The sequence below is a fragment of the Methanobrevibacter sp. UBA212 genome, assembly GCF_905233225.1.
Taxonomy (GTDB): Archaea; Methanobacteriota; Methanobacteria; order Methanobacteriales; family Methanobacteriaceae; genus Methanocatella.
In genome coordinates this window covers 1-21,921 of sequence record NZ_CAJODJ010000008.1, presented here as the reverse complement: position 1 = coordinate 21,921, position 21,921 = coordinate 1, and the positions used below count along the sequence as shown (strand labels likewise).

Annotated in this window: 18 protein-coding genes; 13 read left to right on the top strand and 5 right to left on the bottom strand. The window is 40.2% G+C overall.

What is annotated here, in order from left to right:
* Positions 1-285 precede the first annotated feature (285 nt).
* The 5 genes from QZ138_RS02765 (at position 286) to QZ138_RS02745 (ending at position 6,933) form a co-directional block, all read left to right on the top strand.
* A complete protein-coding gene (locus tag QZ138_RS02765) occupies positions 286-555 on the top strand; it encodes a hypothetical protein (RefSeq protein ID WP_292885959.1) in 270 nt (89 codons plus the stop codon).
* A gap of 64 nt (positions 556-619) precedes the next feature.
* On the top strand, positions 620-1,684 hold the full coding sequence (locus QZ138_RS02760; protein ID WP_292885957.1) for a CapA family protein: 1,065 nt from the start codon (positions 620-622) through the stop codon (positions 1,682-1,684).
* Between the two features lie 74 nt (positions 1,685-1,758).
* Positions 1,759-3,192 (top strand): signal recognition particle-docking protein FtsY, encoded by a 1,434-nt coding sequence (gene ftsY / locus QZ138_RS02755; protein WP_292885954.1) that lies wholly within the window; start codon positions 1,759-1,761, stop codon positions 3,190-3,192.
* Between the two features lie 369 nt (positions 3,193-3,561).
* Positions 3,562-5,385 carry a putative glycoside hydrolase gene (locus QZ138_RS02750; protein ID WP_292885951.1) on the top strand — a complete coding sequence of 608 codons (1,824 nt, stop codon included), beginning with the start codon at positions 3,562-3,564 and terminating at the stop codon, positions 5,383-5,385.
* Positions 5,386-6,933, top strand: coding sequence for a hypothetical protein (locus tag QZ138_RS02745; protein ID WP_292885948.1), 1,548 nt, complete (start codon positions 5,386-5,388; stop codon positions 6,931-6,933). It begins immediately after the preceding gene.
* Between the two features lie 40 nt (positions 6,934-6,973).
* On the opposite strand, the gene QZ138_RS02740 is transcribed toward QZ138_RS02745, so the two are convergent.
* Positions 6,974-7,351, bottom strand: coding sequence for a hypothetical protein (locus QZ138_RS02740; protein WP_292885945.1), 378 nt, complete (start codon positions 7,349-7,351; stop codon positions 6,974-6,976).
* A 51-nt stretch (positions 7,352-7,402) separates the two neighbouring features.
* Here QZ138_RS02740 and QZ138_RS02735 point away from each other — a divergent pair, with 51 nt between their 5' ends.
* Positions 7,403-8,857: a sodium-dependent transporter gene (locus tag QZ138_RS02735; protein WP_292885942.1), complete on the top strand. Its 1,455-nt coding sequence runs from the start codon at positions 7,403-7,405 to the stop codon at positions 8,855-8,857.
* Positions 8,858-8,878: 21 nt separating this feature from the next.
* Here the strand turns inward: QZ138_RS02735 and QZ138_RS02730 are convergent, their stop codons facing one another.
* Positions 8,879-9,094 carry a hypothetical protein gene (locus QZ138_RS02730; protein ID WP_292600535.1) on the bottom strand — a complete coding sequence of 72 codons (216 nt, stop codon included), beginning with the start codon at positions 9,092-9,094 and terminating at the stop codon, positions 8,879-8,881.
* A 178-nt stretch (positions 9,095-9,272) separates the two neighbouring features.
* Between QZ138_RS02730 and QZ138_RS02725 the strand changes: the two genes are divergently transcribed.
* Positions 9,273-9,701: a hypothetical protein gene (locus QZ138_RS02725; RefSeq protein ID WP_292885939.1), complete on the top strand. Its 429-nt coding sequence runs from the start codon at positions 9,273-9,275 to the stop codon at positions 9,699-9,701.
* Between the two features lie 138 nt (positions 9,702-9,839).
* Here the strand turns inward: QZ138_RS02725 and QZ138_RS02720 are convergent, their stop codons facing one another.
* A complete protein-coding gene (locus tag QZ138_RS02720) occupies positions 9,840-10,022 on the bottom strand; it encodes a hypothetical protein (protein WP_292885936.1) in 183 nt (60 codons plus the stop codon).
* A gap of 127 nt (positions 10,023-10,149) precedes the next feature.
* Here QZ138_RS02720 and QZ138_RS02715 point away from each other — a divergent pair, with 127 nt between their 5' ends.
* From QZ138_RS02715 to QZ138_RS02690, 6 genes are all read left to right on the top strand, one after another.
* Positions 10,150-10,353, top strand: coding sequence for a hypothetical protein (locus QZ138_RS02715; protein WP_292885933.1), 204 nt, complete (start codon positions 10,150-10,152; stop codon positions 10,351-10,353).
* 422 nt (positions 10,354-10,775) lie between these two features.
* A complete protein-coding gene (locus tag QZ138_RS02710; protein ID WP_292885930.1) occupies positions 10,776-13,649 on the top strand; it encodes an Ig-like domain-containing protein in 2,874 nt (957 codons plus the stop codon).
* Positions 13,650-14,446: 797 nt separating this feature from the next.
* Positions 14,447-17,758, top strand: a complete 3,312-nt coding sequence (locus QZ138_RS02705) for an Ig-like domain-containing protein (RefSeq protein ID WP_292885927.1) — start codon at positions 14,447-14,449, stop codon at positions 17,756-17,758.
* A gap of 314 nt (positions 17,759-18,072) precedes the next feature.
* Positions 18,073-18,303 (top strand): hypothetical protein, encoded by a 231-nt coding sequence (locus QZ138_RS02700; protein WP_292885924.1) that lies wholly within the window; start codon positions 18,073-18,075, stop codon positions 18,301-18,303.
* A 214-nt stretch (positions 18,304-18,517) separates the two neighbouring features.
* The gene (locus QZ138_RS02695) at positions 18,518-18,751 is read left to right on the top strand and encodes a hypothetical protein (RefSeq protein WP_292885922.1); all 234 of its coding nucleotides are present in this window, start codon (positions 18,518-18,520) and stop codon (positions 18,749-18,751) included.
* Between the two features lie 39 nt (positions 18,752-18,790).
* Positions 18,791-19,120 carry a hypothetical protein gene (locus QZ138_RS02690; RefSeq protein ID WP_292885920.1) on the top strand — a complete coding sequence of 110 codons (330 nt, stop codon included), beginning with the start codon at positions 18,791-18,793 and terminating at the stop codon, positions 19,118-19,120.
* A 60-nt stretch (positions 19,121-19,180) separates the two neighbouring features.
* On the opposite strand, the gene QZ138_RS02685 is transcribed toward QZ138_RS02690, so the two are convergent.
* Positions 19,181-19,807 (bottom strand): Ig-like domain-containing protein, encoded by a 627-nt coding sequence (locus tag QZ138_RS02685; RefSeq protein WP_292885919.1) that lies wholly within the window; start codon positions 19,805-19,807, stop codon positions 19,181-19,183.
* 150 nt (positions 19,808-19,957) lie between these two features.
* Positions 19,958-21,562: a DUF2142 domain-containing protein gene (locus QZ138_RS02680; protein ID WP_292885917.1), complete on the bottom strand. Its 1,605-nt coding sequence runs from the start codon at positions 21,560-21,562 to the stop codon at positions 19,958-19,960.
* Positions 21,563-21,921 lie beyond the last annotated feature (359 nt).

The window sequence follows — 21,921 nt, the reverse complement described above, 5'->3', positions numbered from 1 at the left end:
ATACTTGACCATTTACATTTAAAAAAGTCAAATAATCTGCTGATTCTTTGTTCTATGGTCTTGCATTTGTCAATATATGTTTGATGCGATAAATAGTAATGTTTAATAATATGGGATACAAAACTATGAATATGAAGAAATTCAAATAATCTGATTGATTGTAAAAGCTAACATATATATTGGCGTGATTGGTTGTGTTGTGCATTAAGTGAAGATGGTTGGATAAGGCAGCAGCACTATGATAATCAGTTAATGCCTAAAAAACAATATATTAAAGTGATAAAAATGTCAAAGATAGAGATAAAACCATTTGAAGAACAGATTAGAATTGCGGGAATAGCTGGCGAACTCGAAAGGGCCGAAGAAGCAGCTTTTGAGAAGGGTTTTGAGAAGGGTTTTGAGAAGGGTTTTGAGGATGGCCATGCCAATGGCTGTGCGGAAACAGAGGAGAAATTCATTTTAAAGCTTCTTGAAACCCAAAGTCCCGAAGTGATTTCAAGAAACTTTGAAGTTTCCCTTGAAAGGGTCCTTGAAATTGCAAACGGCAACGATTGAATTTAATGTTGCCGGTCATTTTTTTCAATATGGTTATTTACTATAAAAGATATAACTATTTGCAATGAAACTTAGAGATATCCTATTAATCATAATCGTATTATTGGTCATAGTTGCAGTCTGGGCGACAGTATTCAATCCGTCAAGCTCAGTTCTCAATATGGGCTCAAAGGAAAACGTATCCATTGCGGTTACCGGAGATGTGATGTTTGCACGTAACATGGAAGGTGTATTGAGCACCGATTCATCACCGTTTGCCGGTGTTAGCGACGTCATCTCCAATGTGGATCTGCTTATAATCAACTTTGAGAATGCCGCAACCACTTCCGAAAATGCGGTCAAGGGAGACGTGCCCCTGAAGTGCTCTCCGGATTTCGTTCCCCTTGCTAAGGCAAACAACCTGACAGTTGCGGCCCTTGCAAACAACCATGCATTCGACTATGGAATCGACGGAATGAGGGACACAGTGGAAAACCTCAAGGCGGCCGACATCACTCCTATCGGTGCCGGAAACTCAGAGGACGAGGCCCATGCGGCTGTCGTGAAGGATATCAACGGAAGAAAGATTACAATCCTCAACTATATGGATTCAGAAAACTTCGGCGAATATTCACAGGATGTGATGCCTATTGCAAACGGTTCAAATCCGGGATATTCAGCATATTCATCCGAAAATGCTCAAAAGCAAATCGGCGAGCATAACGATTCTGATTTGATTATAGTGTTCATGCACTACGGAAACGAGTATCTCAACTATGCCAACGATGACCAGAAGAGGATTTCCCATGAGCTTATAGACTACGGCGCAGATGTGGTTGTAGGATCACATCCTCACGTGCCTCAGGGAGCCGAGATGTACAACGGCAAGCCTATTTTCTACAGCCTGGGCAATTTCATATTCGACCAGTCAAACGAGGAGACCCATGTGGCCTACTTCGTGGGGATGGACATGGTCGGTGACGAGTGCACATGCACAGTCTATCCTATTCGCATTTCCGGATACCTGCCGCAGCACATGGATGCAACTGAGGCAAAAAGCCTTTTAGGCGAGCTGCATCCGCAATGCAGTGAGATGCAGATAACCAATAACGGAACCGGAAAACTGACATTTAATCTCACAGACAGTTAAATGTCACATTTCATTTTTTTTAAATACTATGAGTTACATAACTAATACTAATTAATATACAGGTTGGGTTATTTTTGTTTGAATCACTAAAAAAGAAATTCTCTCGAACAAGCGAGAAACTGGAAGAGGAACTCATTGAAGAGGCAGAAGCGGAAGACAACCTCAAGGAAGAGTCAGGTTCCAGATTTTCATTTTTCTCATTTGGAAGGAAAAAGGAAGAGAAGAAGGAAGAAGCTGAAGAGGATGACGATAATTTACTTCCGCAGGCCGAAGAACCAGTTGAAGAGGCTCAGGCAGAGGAAGAAACTGTAGAAGAAGTGCCTGCAGTGGAAGAATCAGTTGAAGAAGCTCCCGAAGAAGTTAAGGAAGAGAAGAAATCCCGCTTTTGGAGCAGAAGCAAGGATGATGAAGAGGAAGCTCCTGAAGAGGTTGAGGAAGTTAAGGAAGAGAAGAAATCCCACTTTTGGAGCAGAAGCAAAGATGACGACAAGCAGGAAGAGTCTGGCGATGAAGAGGATTCAGAAGAAGCTGGAGAGGAGAAGAAATCCCACTTCTGGAGCAGAAACAAGGATAAAAAAGATGATTCAGATGATGAGGAGTCTTCAGGAGGAATATTTTCATTCGTGCGCGAAAAGACCATTCAGGAAAAGCACGTTGAGGACATACTCTTTGAGCTTGAAATGGAACTGCTTCAGGGAGACGTTGCAATGGAGGTTGCAACAGATGTCGTTGAAAGCGTAAAGGAAAATCTTGTCGGAAAGAAAATCAAGAGAAGCAACGACATTACCGAATACACTTACTATGCCCTGAAGGATGCTGTTTATGATATAATCAACATTCCGGGCAAATCCATGACTGAAATGCTTGAGGAAAAGAAGGCTCAGGGAGAGCCTCTTGTGGTGATGTTTGTCGGAATCAACGGAACCGGAAAGACCACAACAATCGGAAAGCTTGCCAATTACTATCTTAAAAAAGGCTACACTCCTGTCATTGCGGCTTCAGACACTTTCAGGGCCGGTGCAATCGAGCAGGTCACCCATCATGCAGACAATGTGGGAGTCAAAATCATCAAGCACCAGAAAGGCTCAGACCCTGCCGCCGTCGCATTCGATGCTGTGGAGCATGCCCGTGCCCAGGGCAAGGAGCTTGTGCTGATTGATACCGCAGGAAGGATGCAGACCAATACAAACCTCATGGATGAGATGAAAAAGATCAAAAGGGTATCCAAACCGGACCTTGTAATATTCGTCGGTGATGCCATAACAGGCAATGACGCAACCGAACAGGCCAGGAAATTCAACGAGGCCATCGACATTGACGGCGTAATACTTACCAAGGCAGACGCCGACAGCAAAGGAGGCGCATCACTTTCAATCGGTTATGTCATTAAAAAGCCGATCATGTTTCTGGGTGTCGGCCAAGGGTATGATGACATCATGGAATACGATTCCGAATGGATGCTTAATCAACTTTTCTCAGATGATGGCGAAATCGCTGAGGAAGCATAACGCTTTTAATAGTCTATATTCAGATTCAGGGGGAATTTCAATGATTTTCCCCTGGAATCTTTTAAAATTTCTTTTTTTAAATATGAAGCGATTGATATTTTTGATTGGGCTTGCAAACAGTTCCAGACTTGTGAATGCGTTTTCAGGCCACATTGACCAATCTTTAAATTAATACTTAAACTCTTAAAAAATCGCTTTTCAGTCTAGGATATTTAAGCTTATCATAGCTCATTTTATAATAATTGTTGTTTTCATAAGCATTTCCATATGTTTTTAAGCTTTTTTTAATAATTTGAGCTATTTTAATAGGAATTTCTTATTAAAAAGATTTATATATGATTTTAAATAGAAAATGTAACAAACATTTAAATGGAAGGTGAAAAAATTTCGATAAAAAATAAGGCATTGATTTTGTCAATTGCGCTGGTTCTGTTTTTTGTGATGGGAGCGGCTGGTGCGGTTAACCAAACCGATGTTGATGTTGCTCAGCAGGCAGACGCTCAAGATGCTGTAACAGTGGATTCTGCTGATGAGAAGCAAATAAATGAAGCCAGCCAATCACCTGAAATTGAAGATTCACCACAACTTCAAACCACAATCAAAAGCGATGACAAAAACATTGTCAAGGGACATGAATTCTCCGTAAGACTTTCGAACAGCAATTCATCCCCGATTGCAAACAAATCAGTCGCTTTCACTTTCAACAAGGTGGTTTCAAATGCCACAACCGATGAAAACGGCGTTGCAAAACTTCTAATCAACTCCAATCCTGGTGAATACACAGTCAGATACTCATTCAGCGGCGAAGGCTACATGGGTTGTGAAAACTCAACAAAGATTCAGGTGATTGCCTCATCCGTATCCAAGATAAAGGCGCCATCCTATACGGCCTATATCGGCGTTACAAACACATACACCGTAACACTGACTGCCGGTGACACTCCCCTTGCAGACAGGCCAGTCACATTTAAGCTCAAGGGCAAGACATACACCAAAAGGACCAATTCCAAAGGTCAGGCAAGCATCAATATAAACCTGCCTAAGGGAAAATATACCTTAAGCTATTCCTATGCCGGCGAACAGAACATAAATCCGGTTTCAGGCACAGCCAAGATTACATCCAAGAAGGGAATGCCTACAAAGATAGTCAAGGCGAACTCTGTAATCTACAGGAGCAAGAAGACAAACTACTTTAAAGTCAAGCTCACCGACTCAAGGGGAAATCCCCTCAAATCCAAAAAGGTCATCCTGACTCTCAAAGGCAAGAAATACACCAAAAAGACAAATTCAAAAGGTGTTGTGAGTCTTAAAATCAAACTGAAGGTGGGCAAATACAAGATTAAGGCCTCATTTTCAAAGACAAAGGTATACAACAAGGCTTCAAAAACCTTCAAGATAAAGGTCAGACCTCCTGTTCCTACAAACAATGGTATGTGGCTCTTTGGAAGGGACATGAAGTCAGTAAATCTCAAGACACTTAAAGAGAACGGATTCAAGCATGTGTTTTTAAACTTCAAGGCAGTTGAACTCTACGGAAAATCCGGTGTCGAGGAGTGGGTAAAGACCGCAAAATCCTACGGCGTAAAGGTCCACCTCTGGATGCAGGTGTTCTACGGAGCGGGAAACTGGCAGAACCCTGTAAAAAACGGCAAGATAGACTATAGCCTCATCAACTCAAAGGTCAAGGAAGCCAAGGGCTATGCCAAAATCAAGGGAATTGCAGGAGTTCACTTCGACTATGTGAGATATCCTGGAAATGCCCACAGCTATCCAAATTCCGTAAAGGCAATCAATACGTTCATCAAGAAGGCCACAAAGGCGGTTCACAGCGTCAGCAAAAAGCTTATAGTTTCCGCAGCGGTGATGCCGGAGCCTTCCGCAATGAAGCAGTATTATGCCCAGGACATCAAGACAATGGGCAAGTACCTGGATGCGATTCTTCCGATGGTTTATAAGGGCAACTACCATGCCGGAACCAAATGGATCAAGTGGGTGACCAAGACATTTGCAAAGCAGTCCAAAAAGGCCAAAATCTGGACCGGACTCCAGACATACAGGTCCGACGCCAGCCTCAAAAAGATTCCTGCCAAGGAACTGATGGGCGATGTGCGCGCTGCAGTTAATGGAGGCGCAAACGGTGTCATCCTGTTCAGATACGGTTTATACAACAACATTAATTTCAAGGCGATATAAATGAAGAGAATATTATTATTACTGATGATCTTATTGGCCATTGCGTCCGTGTCAGCAGTATCTGCAGGCGATAATGCCACAGATGCTTTTGGGGATGCGGACACTCTGGCACTTGATGAGTCCGAAGTCGAGTTGAGCGATGATGTCGCAGACGAGACATTAGGACAAGAGGTCAATGAGAAAGATGTAGGCACCGATGAGAAGGCCGCTTCAAGCATAACCTCATCGGATGTAACCGGATATGAGTCATTCAACAGCGATTTGACTTTCAAGCTGACTTCAGACAGCAAGGCACTGGCATACAAGCCGGTGTCCATTAATGTGGCCGGTGCAACATACTACAGAAATACCGATGCCAACGGGGTTGCCATACTTTCAGTAAGCCTCAAGGCGGGAAGCTACACTGCAACATGCTATTATGAGGGAGACAATGCAACTTCCAATGCGACAGGAACATGTGCAGTCACCGTCAAGGCCCCTACAAAGACCCAGCTGAAACAGGGAGACAAAAACATCATCTACCGTCAGGGCTCAAAATGCCTTTTCTTTGTAAAGCTTGTTGATGCAAACGGCAAGCCAATCAAAAACCAGTGGGTGACATTCAAGGTTTCAGGCAAAACCTATACGGCAAAGACAAACAAGTACGGAAACGCAAAAATCTTTTTGAACCTCAAGAAGGGAACACGCAAGGTGACCTATTCCTTTGCAAAGACCTCCCCATATCTGGGTTCAAGCGGCTCTGCCAAAATCAAGGTCAGGGCAAAGATGGCAAAAGGTAACGGATACTGGCTGTGGCCGGCCCATATGAAAAGCATAAGCCTCAAGAGCCTGGCCAAAAAAGGAACAAAACATCTTTTCCTTCACGTTGATGCGATTGGAAGCTATGGAAAGAAATATGTCGTTTCATTTATCAAAAAGGCTCACAAACGCGGAATCAAGGTTCACCTTTGGATGCAGGTGGCATACTCCGGCGGAAAATGGGTTTCCCTTGTGGATGACCATGGAAAGCTCAAATACGGATTCATGAACAAGAAGGTAAAGAAAGCGGTATACTATTCCAAAATCAAGGGAGTCGACGGCGTTCACTTTGATTACATGAGATATGGTGGAACAGCCCACAAGCACCCTCATGCGGTGGATTCCATCAATTACTTTGTCAAGAAGGCAAGCATAAAAATCCATAAGGCAAGGCCTAACTGCATGGTTTCCCTTGCGCTTATGCCCGAGCCGAAGATGATGCACTACTATTACGGTCAGGACGTTCCTACACTAAGCAAATACTGTGACTGTCTCCTGCCGATGGTTTATAAGGGAAGCTACGGACAGCCAAGGTCATGGATCAAGTCAGTTACAAAGACATTTGTCGGCCAGTCAAACGGAGCGCAGATCTGGACAGGCCTTCAGACATACCATTCCGAAAACAACATTGCAAAGCTATCCCACTCCACCCTTTTGAAGGATGCAAAAATGGCCAAGGCCGGTGGGGCTATGGGAATTATACTCTTTAGAATAGGTATCAGCTGCAACTTCAATTTCAAAAAGGTTTAAAGCTTTTCTCCTTTAAATCCTGAATTTTCTTTTTTTTAAATTACCATTTCCTTTTGGACAATGCCTTCAACCTTTTTTTCTCGATAGCCTTTTTCTTGTCGGACTGGTACTGCCTGTTCTGGCGGCTGGTTGTGGTTTCATTGTTTCTCATGACAGTTACGAGGTCGATTGAGTTTCCCTTGCATGCCATGATGACTCTTATTTCCTTGTAGTCCTTGTTTTCAGGTGCCTTGTAGACAACGGCATACTTGTCTTCCTCAACATGCTCATAGCTTACCGGCTCTTCCATCATTATGCAGTCAACGACATATTCTCTGCTCAATCCGTTGTCCTGGAGCCTGTTGATGAAATGCCTGTTTTCAAAGCACCACTGTATCCCTGTGGTTTCGCCCATTAAAAATTTGTCAAATACATTCATTATATTAAAATGTGTAAAGATTATTATATACATTTTTACATAACTATTATCATGTCACAACAAAATCAGTGGGATTCGTCTGCAGCATTTATTTTCGCCATGATCGGAGCGGCTGTCGGATTGGGAAATATCTGGCGGTTCAGCTATGTGCTCTATTCCAATGGTGGAGGTTCATTTTTCATCCCATACCTTATTGCAATACTTATAATGGGAATTCCATTTTTAATATTGGAGTATGGTGTCGGATTCACGTTCAGAGAATCCTTTTCGAGTATCATGAAAAAGATAGATCCGAAATTTGAGATAATAGCCTGGATTCTGGTTTTGCTCGTATTTGTGGTTACGATTTATTATATGGTCATCCTGAGCTGGGACCTGGTATATCTGGCATCCAGCTTCACGTTCAGCTGGGGAGTGGACACTGCCCAGTACTTCGTAAGCACTGTCGGAGGAAGCTCCAACCTCAGCAACGCCAGTTTCCTTTTGATACCTACCGCAGTCGGTGTCATCATCATGTGGATTGCGCTGTGGTTCATTGCACACAGAAATGTCGACAAGGGAATCGGAAGGGTTTCAAAAATCCTCATTCCGGCGCTCTTTGTCATAATGGGGTTCATCATCATCTATGCGCTGACCCTTCCGGGAGCGGGCATAGGCGTAAATACCCTTTTGACTCCTGACTGGTCAAAGCTTGCCGATGTGAACATCTGGCTTGCGGCATTTGCACAGATAATCTTTTCCCTGAGTATGGGACAGGCCATTGCGACTACATATGCAAGCTACCTGCCTGAAAACTCAAAGCTCATAAACAATGTGTTCATTGTGGTTGCATCAAATTCCCTGTTTGAAATCTGTACCGCCTTCGGGGTGTTTTCAATCCTGGGATACATGTCACTCACCAACGGAACGCCGATGGTTCAGCTCATTACCGAAGGTACGGGTCTCATATTCATCGTTTTCCCGATGATATTCAATATAATGGGGCCGATTGGAAGAATTCTGGCACCTCTGCTGTTCCTTGCAATACTCTTTGCGGGAATCACTTCAGCACTCGGTTTCCTGGAGCCTATTCTGAGCACCACTTCAGACAAGCTCGGATGGTCAAGGAAGAAAACCGCAACTGTGCTGAGCATTGTGGGCTGTGTGATATCACTGATTCTCACATCAGGCATAAGCAGCTATCTTGTAGGCATAATCGACACCTTTGTAAATGAGTACGGGATACTGGTATTGATAGCCATCCAGTGCATCATATTCGCATGGTTTTATGGACTCGACAAGTTCCTTCCGGCTCTCAACGGACTGTCAATCATCAATGTGGGAAGAACATGGAAACTTGTAATCAAATACGTGCTTCCATGCTTTTTGATATTGATGTGGGCAAACGGATTGGTCAAGATGCTTAAAACCGCACAGCCATTTGAGATAATCGTGGATATCATAATCCTTGTGGCCGTAGCGGTATCTGCAATAGTTTTAACCAGGGCAAAACCGGCAAACGAGTAACCGTTTGCCCTATTTCTTTTTTTAGTATTTTTTGAAGGCGTCAAATCCAGCGTAGAGATGGTATAGGGTCTGTGCTATGCTTCCGAGGGCATTGTTCATGAAAAACCATATGAATATGTGGATGAGTATTGCCCCTGCGAAGAGTCCGAGGGCCCATTGCCTGTCGCCGTTGATATACTGGCCCAGGCCCGGTATTATAAATGAGAAAACTCCGTACTTCAGTGAATCCGTATCCATTGCCGTCACCCCTTTTTTGAATTATATTTTACATATCAAATAAGTTTACTTTGTCATCGATTATTTTAATACTTTTAGGTTTCAATCGGCAAATCATCACATCTTCCTTTCATATTCTTTGCATCTTTTTTTCGCCTGCGGGGGAAATATTTATTTGTATTGAAGACAATTAAGTATTATGAAGGTCAAGGTGATTTTGCTCATGCTTCTCGCATTCCTGTTTTTGGGTGTGGCATGCGCAGCTGAAAACGTTAACTATTCCAACCAGACAAAAAACATAACATTCGAGGGAGTGGACTTCACAATCCCCGAAGGCTTCGGCGAGTCCAAGGCCGATGAGGAATTCAATGAACTCGGATCAAACGGACAGACATGCTTTTACATCAACGAATGGAAGGGCGAAATCGTGATAACTGTAATTTCCGACTGGATGGGAATGAGCCTGAATGAGCTATATAAGGACGGAGCGGTAAAGTCCAAGATAAACGGGCATGAAGGATGGAACTACACTGAAAACGACCTGCACTATTTCGGATATGTTCAAAATGACAGGGGCATACTCATCGGCGTGACAAACGAGACAAGGCTCTATGAAGTGATTCTATAACTTTTTTTAAAAACAAGCAGGGTTAAGCCTAAAGGCTCAAAGGAACCTTTAGAACTTAAACTAAAAAATTTTTTTAGTGTAACACGGGAGAGTGTTACAGTTAAAGATATATCTTTAGGTACTATTTATATTCTTTTGTCATGAAAATTTGACCCGTTTTTCGATTTTTTTAAATACTTTCAATGCAAAAATATAATCTAGTGATAAAATGAGATTCAACAAGAGATATCTGATTGTTCTATTGATTCTTTTGGTGGCAGCGGTCATCATCTGTGCGGCTTCAGCACATGAGGCAAGCGCCGCCAAGACATCAAAGACCACAGTAAAGATTCATAATTTCAAGCCGGGAGTTCTCTGGGCCACAAAGGCAAAGATACTTAAGAACGGCGATGCCATAGCTGGATATGTGGAATACAAGGGCAACATGCAGTTCTCCAAGGGGACAGGCGTGACATCATGGTATTTCGGAAACGGAAACAATGGCGACATCGAGCCCCACCACACAAAGCTTGTCAAGGCCAAATTCTTTTTCAAAAACAAGAACGGCAAGGTAAAGACAAAGACGGTGAAGGGCTCAAGCGCACACCTCTCCACCAAGCTGATAAAGGGATACACCCCTTACAAGGCTGTCGTATGGTACACTACCAGATAGGTTTTTCAAACCTATTCTTTTTATTTTTTTACATATTTTATTGACAGATTCCATAAATTTCTCACAGAAATTAACAAGATTCAAAATAAGGCCTATTTCTTTATTAATTTAAACAGAATTCATTCCTATTTTGATTGGAGCCTTTAAATTCAATTTTAGGACAAAATAAGAAGTTATATATAATTTTACAATGAAAAATAACTATTGTATTCATATGAATATGTTTTAAATTGAATTGGGAGGGAGTTGGGATAGGTTATGTCTGCCAAAACAGACTTTCAATTGAAAGTATCTGCTTTATGTGAGTTATATCCTATCTAAAACAAACCTTAAAAGTGATTGGGTATGATGGCGTTTTCCTTGTTTTAAACACAAGTAAACAAGTGTTTATATTCAATTTGGAGATTTTAGAGAGGTTAATTATGAAATATAAAAAGATGATGCTAATAACATTGCTGCTGTTGGCAGTTTTGACAATAGGTGCTGTCAGCGCATCCGATGATGCTGCATTGGACAATGTGGCAGCCAATGATGACGTTGACATCATCGCAGAGGGTGATGGCGGAAATGATGATGGAAAAGAAGATGAATATGGTGCATTTTATACTGATGAAAAGATTATAACTAAAGGCGAGGGTTATAATCCTGATGCATATGTTGCAAGCATGGTCGTTTCGAATACCACTAAAAGCGGTGCATTCGTAATTTCCACAGATGCTGGGGATGATCAGGATGTTGAATTGTTCAGAGCTGAAATAATGGGTGATTTGGAAAACAAGTGGACCATTAATGAAAGTACACAAGACCTTGTATGTAATGTATATTTGAGAGATTTGACTAATCTGAATGCTCTTAAAGATGGAAATTCCATTTACTTTGACTTCATTGTTAATGGGGAGGAAGATGACGATTATGGTGACTTGGCAACACTCAAAGTCACAGAATCATATTTCCAATTCATTGATGATGAGGATGAGAATGATGTTAACATAACTATTGCTGATTCATATCCTTTTTTCCTACCTGATGATATAGGTGGGGTTTTCGCTTCCGTTTCAGTTCCTGTCGGGCTTAAAGGGTGCATTGTCATTTATGTTGAAGATGATGATGGGAACGAGTTTGCCTACTTCAAATCATCTATAGAGGATATGGTTGGAGTACCTGTTGATGACGGCACAGTATACGCCATTGCTTTAAAACTTATAGAAGAAGATTGGATTGATGATTTTTTACGTGAAGGCAGCTTTACAATAGCATTCCTCGATGAGGATGAAGATGAAATAGCATCCGTTGAATGCAGCATCGATTATGATAAAGTAAATAATAAAGTTTACTTCTCTGAACTCGAAGGACTTGCAGGTAAAGGTTATGATCTCACAGAATATGCAGATATTGCAGAAGAAGCAAATGCGGTTAACGATGAGCCTATCATTGCAATTCCTGTATCTGCCGTTTATGAAAAAATTAATGATAATTTTACTGTCTACATCTTGGGGGATGATGAAAGAAATGTTACATTAAATATTGCTAATCTCTTGGATAATGGTGTATTTGTCATATCAGTCAGTGACCTGTTTGAGATGGATGACCTTGACGACATGGAATCAGATTACAGTTTCCTTGTTCAATTTTATGATGATGAAGGTAAAGGAAACTACTATATTGAAACTGATGATGTCACAATCTATATCAATCCTTATATTTATGATGAAGTAAATGCATATAATGACGATTGGGTCATCAAGTTTACAAAAATTGAAGATGCGGATGGGGAATTCAAGGTCACAATCTCAAAAGAAGGCAGTGAAGACATTGTAAAAACATTCAAAGTAAGCGAACTTGAAAACATGACTGAAGAGGATGATGAAGGTCCATTTTATGTATTGAAATGCAGTGATTTAAATCTTGCTGTGCCTGGTAAGTACAAGATCATGGTCAATTTCACAAAAGGCGGTGAAGAGCTAATTTATAATATTGGATTCGTTGAAGTTAGAAATGAATTGGATATTAGTGCTCCTGACGGCGATGCGTTTGGAGACATTCAACACCAAGTCTTCATTGTTCAAGTTGATGAGGATTTCGATGGTTATGTAAATGTTTTCGTTGACGGAACACAGATTGGTGGAGATATACGTCTTGCGGGCTTAGGATGGAGTATGGATCCTCCAGGCCGTGAAATCGTCTTAAATGATTTCAATATTGATGAAAGTGGAAAATACACTTTAGGAGTCCAAGTTTTTGATGAAAATAACACTTTCATAAATGACGCAACTGCTGATGTTGAGGTTATTGTGGGTGTAAACAGTGTGGAGTTCAATGATGCATACTACACTCAAGATACCTACATGATATTCAAGTTAGGTGCTCCTGTTGACGGAATATTTGTAATTTATCTTAATGACGAAGAGGCAGGTTATTATGACCCTGCAGACCATGATATCCGCTGGAATGATGATTTTGTAGACCAGTGGGATGATGAGGGATATGCAAGATTCTTGAAACGTGGCGACTATGATGTTTATATTACATTAAGGGACTCCAGCGGTGTTGAAACATTTTTCGATAACAGTCAATTCTCCATCTTATCCATGAATGCAGATACGGAGGATGAATCCTATTATGAAGGTGATGATGTAACCATCACATTCGATGGGGATTATGACCCTTCCATGGCTGCAAAATTGGAAGTGGCGTTAATTAAAAGTTGGAGCCCAATGGGTCCTGATGTTGATGTCATTGCTAAATTTGGCAGTGACGACATAGCTAAAATGTATGATAGTGAAGAAAAATCATTTTCATTTGTCCTCGGTAGTTTACCTGTCGGCAAAAATATGATAATGCTTCATTATATGGTTGCTGACGACGAATTAGAATTATATAAGGATCATTACATACAGCATGCGTCTGATGCTATTAATGTCAACGTATTGGAACGCATAGACCCTAACTTGACCATCTCTGTTGATGACATTCTTGAAGGAGACCCTGCCGTTGTTAAAATCACAACCAACGCAACATTCTCCGGTAATGTGGTTGTAAAAATTGGAAACAAAGAATACAATGTTACAATTGTAAACGGTACAGGTACATTAAATGTTCCTAACCTTGCTGCAGGTCCATACACTGCTACAGCAATCTTTGCTGCAACCGGAATATTTATCTACAGTGAAAAGACAGTTTCATTCACTGTAGCTAAAAAACCTGTAACTCCTGCTAAGAAAACCAAAATCAAACTGACACTTAAAAAGGTTAAAGTCAAAAAATCCGCCAAAAGCTACTTTAAAAATCAACGGTAAAGCTGCCAAAGGCAAGAAGATTATCTTCAAGTTCAAAGGCAAAAAATACAAAGCTAAAACCAACAAGAAAGGTGTAGCTAAAGTCACCATCAAGAAAAAAGTGCTCAAAAAACTTAAAGTCGGCAAAAAGGTTAAATACCAGGCAACCTACGGCAAAGTTACCAAAAAATACACTGTAAAAGTTAAAAGATAAGGATTTGATTCCTTATTTTTATTTTTCTTTTTTTTAAACTAAGCATTTTGGGCGGTGTCCTAAAACTCCAATTTTTTCAATGATTTGGGATTAAATTTTTTGTTTTGCCAATCTCTGTCATTCCAACCCCTTTAAGATGCAGAATAGGGATTGTTTATTGGTGTTCTTTTTTGTATAAATTTTTGTTCGCAATCATTAGAATTAATTGTATTTTAATTTTTATTACTTGACGGATTTCTATAATTTTTCATTAAAATTAAACAGAATGCAAATGAAAACCTTCTTCTTTTAGAAAATTAAACATAATTCATTACATATTTTTGATTAGGGTATTCATTCATCTTTTGGGAAAAAATAAGAAGTTATATATAATTTTACAATGAAAAATAATTATTGTATTCATATGAATATGTTGAGTTTAGAGGGAGTTTCGATAGGTTATGTCGGCAAAACAGACTTTCAATTGAAAGTACTTACTTTATATGACTTATATCCTATCTAAAACAAACCTTAAAAGTGATTGGATATGATGATGTTTTTCCTTGTTTTAAACACAAGTAAACAACTGTTTATATTCAATTTGGAGATTTTAGAGAGGTTAATTATGAAATACAAAAAGATAATGCTAATAGCTTTACTGCTGTTGGCTGTTTTAACAATAGGTGCTGTCAGTGCGTCCGATGATGCTGCATTGGACAACGTGACAGCCAGCGACGACGTTGACATCATCGCAGATGATGACAACGACATAGGTGAAAATGAAAGTAATGGAGATCTTTATATCGAAGAGGACTCTATACTGGTCGATCGTGATACGGAAGTTGTCGGACTTGAAACCGGCGAGCCACGCGACACCGGCAGACTTGTAGTTTTCGATACAGACACCAATGAGGAGTATTACAACAATACTCTTGCGAACATGACATACAACACAGACTGGATGAAACATAAATTCAATTCATATGACGGATATTATATCTTCCCTGCTGACTTGAAGATTAAATCCGGTGTGTACAATATCAATGCCACATACTACAACGACGACAATACCATAAACGAGACTGTTGTTGGAACAGTCTGCATCGATAAAAATTCATTTATAACTGATGAAGAAATCGATATTAATGATAACACAACAGTTGTAGTCAGCGCCTACATTTTTGACAGGTTTGCTGACGGTTATCTTGTCATAGGATACAACTTTGATTCTGATGAGGAGGATATAGTTGTAGTTAAGACAATTGAACTCACTCCGGCTGATTTGGGTACTGTAATGAACTTTACAAGAGCTGACTTGAACTTAAGCATAGGTTATTATGATGGCTTTTTTGCAGGATACCTTCCGTCCGATGGGGATATAGATGATGATCTCGAAACCATAGTCGATGATGACTTAAGCATCGTGGACAATTCCAAATTCAGAGCATTCATTGATGATGAAATTGCATCCATCTTCTATAAAGAGGATTTATTCTTTGTATATTGTCCTGAAAACAGTGTAGGCACTAACATCACTATTTATGTGAATGATGAGCCTGTCATCACTAAATTAATAACCGAAGAGGATGCTGGGGATTATACTGGATTTACTTTAAAGCAATTAAACATTACTGAAGTCGAAAAGGAATATTCATTCGCTATATATAACAACGATACCGGTGATGTTCTGTTTGAAAACTACACATATGAGTTTGAAAACCCTATTGAATTTTCCGATTTATGTGCAATCGGTTCAAGTGCTCATGTTTTAGTAGAACTAATTGTTCCTAAAGGATTCAACGAAGGCAGCATTCTTGTAGTTGATGATAATCTTGAGACTGTATTTGAAAAATATTTAGCAGACATGGAACCTAGCTCCCTTGGTTGGGAAACTGACATCGACAGATATGAAATTCCACTTGAGAATTTAACTAAATTATATGCTCCGGGCATTTATGAATTTTGTGCAATCTATCGCAATGATGATTTGGAGATAATTGCTGAAAGTTATGTTAGAATCGTAGAGAGGAAATATGTCAAAAATGAAAACGCAAGCATAGAAATATTCGACTATCTGATCTTTGATGTAGGCGACATTGATGAGGATGACCCTGATCCAATCGTTGAAGTAATTGCCGATAACGAAAAAGGCAAGGTAGTTGTTTGGATAGGCGATGATTGGAACATTACCTTGGATGAACCAGATGATGATGATGGTGAGGGTTGGGTATACACTCTAACCGTAAAGGATATCGAAGGTTTCGAGGAAGGAAGCTATCCTATAAATGTCACCTACTACGACGGCGAGGGCACTGAAGTGCTTAATTTGAGTTCCACTATTGACATAATTTGTGGAAGGGCAAGCGCTGAAATCGTTGCACACGATGTTCTCATGAAAGACGATTGGAATTACACAGACTTTGTTGTTGTAAGGGCATTATATGACTTTAAAGGAAGCGTTGTAATATTTTTAGACAATGAGTCCTTTGAAATATCATTGAATGATTTGATTCCAATTCCTGATACCCCACTGTTCGGTTATTATCATATTGATTTCAATGATTTGAACAAATCCGATTATGAGGCTCGTGAATATGATGTATTCATTGAGATTTATGATGAGGACGATGATGAGGATCCTATATGGGATAACGGCGATGGAGACGAAATCTACTTCTTTGAACCGCAAATCGCTCAGGATGATAACGTAACCATTGAAATTATTCCTACACCTACAATAATTCCTGATGGGGCATTCATTATCATTACTGCAAAGGACAACAGCACTAACGTAACCATCCGTATAGAAAATGGAGACCCTATTTCCATTGCTTTAACAAATTGTTCCTATGATGATATTAATGAGTGTTATCTTATCCGTGCAGATGATTTGGACATTGGCATTGGTGAATATGAATTAAACGTCACCTATCAGAACCTTTCACTGAAAGGTAAGGTTAATTTAATCTCCAATCTTGTGATTAACATGCCTGAAGATGGTGAAACCATATACTGGGGATGTGACCAGGACCCTGTTATAGCATGGTTCCAACTTAGGGAAGGCGACATTAAAACAGATATCGTTTATGGAAATGTAACTGTCTCAGTTTATCTTGACGGCGAAAACGAAACTGTCTGCTTCAAAAAGGACATCTCCGAGTTAGATTGGCATGGTGGTCTTGCAGCTCTTGTAATTCGTTTAAGCGATTTAGAAGGATGCTCCAATTTGACAGGCTATTATGAAGTTGATGTTAGCTATGAAGGAGGAACCGAAGCTGCAAACGATGCTGACTACACTTACTTCTTCAAGGAGCTTGCCGCTGACGATTTCAGTGTTGACATTGTTGGAGACAGGATAATATTCTCAGTTCCGGACAATGTCTTCGGTGAAGTCAATGTGACAATCGATGGAGAATCCACCGTTAAGGACATATGGGACCTTGAATGGGATGATGATGAAGGAGTCAAATATCTCGAATTCGATGGTCTTGGAACAGGAACCCACAAGGTCAGCGTTTCATTCATTGGATTTTCAGGCAGTTCCATGGTATTGGCCGATACTGTTGTAAATCCGATTGACCCTGCACTGACAATAGCTATTGCAAACATTCAGGAAGGAAACCCTGCTGTTGTAACCGTTACAACTAATGCAACATTCTCAGGTAATGTCACCGTTACAATCGCAAACAAAAACTACACTGTTTCAGTTGTAAACGGTAAAGGTACCATAAATGTTCCTAACCTTGCTGCAGGTCCATACACTGCTACAGCAATCTTTGCTGCAACCGGAATATTTGGCTACAGCGAAAAGACTACTTCATTCACTGTAACTAAAAAACCTGTAACTCCGGCTAAAAAGAAAGACAAAATCAAACTGACCCTTAAAAAGGTTAAAGTCAAAAAATCCGCCAAAAGCTACTTTAAAAATCAACGGTAAAGCTGCCAAAGGCAAGAAGATTATCTTCAAGTTCAAAGGCAAAAAATACAAAGCTAAAACCAACAAGAAAGGTGTTGCTAAAGTTACCATCAAGAAAAAAGTGCTCAAGAAACTTAAAGTCGGCAAAAAGGTTAAATATCAGGCAACCTACGGCAAAGTTACCAAAAAATACACTGTAAAAGTTAAAAAATAAGGATTGAATTCCTTATTTTTATTCTTTCTTTTTTTAAATCAAATATTTTTTAATTTTAAGATGCAAGCAAGCATTTACAGTCGAAAAACTTTAAATACTCCTTTTTTCAATACTACTAACCATGAAAAAAATTACTTTAGATATTATCGTACTGTCAGTGATATTGGTGGGGGCATGCCTTGTTTCTGCACATTCACCGGAAAGACCATTGCCGGGTCCACATGATGCAGCTATTGACAGCATTTATGCATCAGGCGCTGCACATCCTCAGGGCAGTGACCTCAGATTGGATTTGGTGCTGTCATCAATTCAGCACAATTTTCAGGATACGGTGCCCGACATTTATGATTAATTTACTTTAATCCTCACCTAATTTAAATTAATCATCTAGCCTAAACCTTATTTTTAATTAACCATTTTTTTAATTTATGCAAAGCTTTTTCATTTTTAAAGTAAAATTTAAAATCGAATGTATATGCTCCATCATTTTTTCATTTTGTTTGATTGGAAATTCATTGAAAAATTCCAATGTCTTGTCAGTATTTATTTAAACTCGTTTTTCATACATGACTACTCTTCACAGGGCTTCAGGCAGGTTCATTCACCCATTTATATTCAATACGGGGGAAATACCTAAATCAACAATTGAATTCGCAAGCCCTAATTCATTCTACAATCCTTTGTTCATCAACACCCAAGAAATCGAAGGTTCGGTAAGGTTAAATAATATCAAGTACAAAATAGATAACAATCAAAAAATCAATGCATTTGACGTTTCTGATTTGATTTGGATGCCTTAATATAGGTGGGATAGGGAAATTGAAAGCGTTGTTGTTGAATTGGTTGATATATACAATAATATCATTGTTGATGAGAATTTGCTTGAAGTCTTGAGGAAATCTTTGGTCTTGTGGGCTGGAAAGTACGTTTCAGAAGAAGGTAATATTGAAAAGGTTATAAGAGGTTTAAAAATGTCTGCTCAGGAAGTAATTGATTTGAAAAAGGATATTGTAAGTGCACGTATTGATGGAATGCTGTGTCGTGCTGAGAAAAGGGGTATGGATAAAGGCAAGCTTGAAACTGCCAGGAATATGCTTGAGAGGGGTTTTGCGCTTGAGGATATTTGTGATGTTACTGGTTTGTGTGAAGAGGATATTTTGAATGGCTGATGGTGTTTTTCTTTTTGTGCTGAAAAATTAAAAAATAGAAGGGGGAATTTGATTTTCCCCTTAGTCCATGTCCTTGAAAGGATCTCCTCCGTTTTTCCTTATGTCGTCGATGGACATTCCGTCACACTGGCCTCCCTGGACGATTCCGTTGGAATCATAATAAAGGCCGCTTTCCTTGTCATAGTTCAAAGTATTGTCTGTTGAATTGCTGTCGGTTGAATTTGAACTTGAGTTTGATGGAGTGTCTGAGTTTGCAGTGCTTGAGTTGTATGAATCTCCTGCATCGCTATCGGAATCACCTTCAGTAATGGTTATTGTTTCCTTGAGGGTGCTTCCGCTGTAGTTGCCGTTTCCTGCATATGTTGCAGTGAAATCATGGCTTCCGGCAGATTCATCTTCCAAGACAAGATATCCTTTACCGTTTGTATCTGTTACCACTTTGAATGTTTCATTGTTTCCTGCACCGTCGCTAAATTGGATTTCAACCATTTGGCCGGATAGCAGATTTCCCTTGTCGTCCTTAAGTTGGAATTCTATTTGGTCCCCATTTTGCAATGAGGCTGCACTTAACATGTTCATTTGTGTATTTACCTTGTTGCCGGTTGTGCCTGGGTGTGAAAATACCATAAAAGCGGCAATTCCGACAATTACTATAATTAAAATTGCAATAATCAGATTTTTGTTCATAGAGTCACCTCTGATTAATTTTATTTAAGCCATATATATTTAAGTTTTCTTATTTAATATTCATCTTTTGAATTTTTTAATGGCTTATATTCAATCCAATTGAGGTGAGTGGTAATTTCATTCAATTAGAAAATATTGGTGGTGATGTCGCTAATAGTATTTTGTTGCAAAGGAAAGTATCATCACTGCCATGAATGCGACTGTAAGCACCATCGCATAGCCGTCATAGCTGTCACGGATTTTTGCAAGCCTTTTGCTTTTGATTGAAATCATGACCGGAAATAGGGCAAAGAGCGGTATGAAATAGCGTGTCGTGATTCCCAGATTCAGGAATCCCACGCTTGCCCATGTCAGAAGCTGGATGAATCCGGTTCCGATATAGATCATGAGGATTATCAGAAGCGCTCCGATCTTTGTCTTTCTGCGGAATCTTATGTTTTTCGGATATGCCAAAAGGGTCACCCCTCCAAAGGCCAGAATCGATGCCACCACCAGGTGGTAGCTGTCGCAGTAGTGGACCTTCTGGGCCGCTCCGAAGAAGTTGAAGGCTCCGTACACTATATGTGAGAAGTTATATGTGAAAAGCTGTGATATGAACTTCAGCGTAAATACCGGATGGTCTGCAATGTAGTGCATCTGTGCTGTTGAGTCGATGAATCGAAGGCTTGACCTCCAGGAATGCAGCAGTGTCGGCGTGGAGTATCTGCTCCACAGGATTCCTGCAATTCCAATGGCTGCAATGCATATCAGGATGTACGGCAGAATTTTCCTGCCCTTTTTGAAGTTGGCTGACGGAACAAGCATGACGAGGAATATGAATGCCATGTAAGGTAGCTTGCAGAGGCCCAGAATCAGGCACAGCGCAGAGAACTTGATGACCTCCCTGGTTTCAAGCGAATCCTTTTTGGCGGAGTACATGTACAGGAAATATCCCACAGCAAGTATCCCCAGCCCTATTATCATGGAATCTATGCTCAGCGATGCCGCCTGGTAAATCGAAATCGGAAGGCATGCAACGAAAAAAAGGGGCATCTTAAGAATCGGTGTCTTTCTGATTGCAAGCGATATCACCCCTGCATAGAACAGGAGATTGAATATCCTTCCAAGCCACAGGAGCCATATCACGTTCAAGTCAAGCATCTTTGCTATAATCATTCCGAGAGCTTGAGGCAGGTATCCATAAAACGGGTTCTGCTCAAAGGCTGAAATTACGAGATTATCGGTGTAGTTTATCTTTTCGGTATCATATGGCGTGTGATCCACCGTTTTTCCCAAATCTGAAGTGAAAAAGTTGACCGCTTCGATGGAGTCATAGCCGGCGCCCGGGTTGTAGTGGGCTATCCTCTTGTGTCCGGTCAGGTTGTAGGCCCTTTCAAGGCCCAGGTCCTCTCCGGTCCAGTGGGGGATGAAGACTCCCCTTGAGGTCAGCTCCGCCCTTGCAAGATGTTCGGTCTCGTCGCTGACATCACAGATCGGCACGATGAAAGCCGCAATTATTCCAAAGCACACTATTGCCACAAATGCGACCTTGTGGAATTCTACATCCGAGTCGTGCATGAAGTAGTATGTGATGCACAAGATTCCGACAATGCTCACTAAAAGAAGCGTTATAAGCTCGAATTCGGGATGGGTGATGTTATTCCATCCGGCAGTCGAAAGGCCAAGTATGACGATGAGGATAATATAAGCCATCAGGTGCTTTTTCGATTCTGCAAGTGTTTGTCTGAAACCTTTTGAAGGCGTGTTGCTTTCCAATTTGATACCTCAATTTCATTACGTTAAAAATTGTTTATATTAATGTTTTTATTTGTTGTTTTATATAAATTTGTTTAAAATGGGGTGGAGTCTTGTCAAAATATGTCCTTTGGGATTGAACCTTTCCGGCTTTGTGAGATTCAATCATGAATCCGGTCAAAGAGATTGTGGGGAATATGGGTTTTTGCGGGACTTTGACTGACGAGCTTTTTTCAATTTTTAAGGTCCGAATTTAATTTGCTTGTTTTAAATTCTTTATTTTAATTAAATTCTAATGTAAAGTTGTTTTTTTGGTGTTTTAAGATGTAAGTAAGCACTTGCATTCGAAAATCTTTATATATGGTGTTGTTTAAACTATT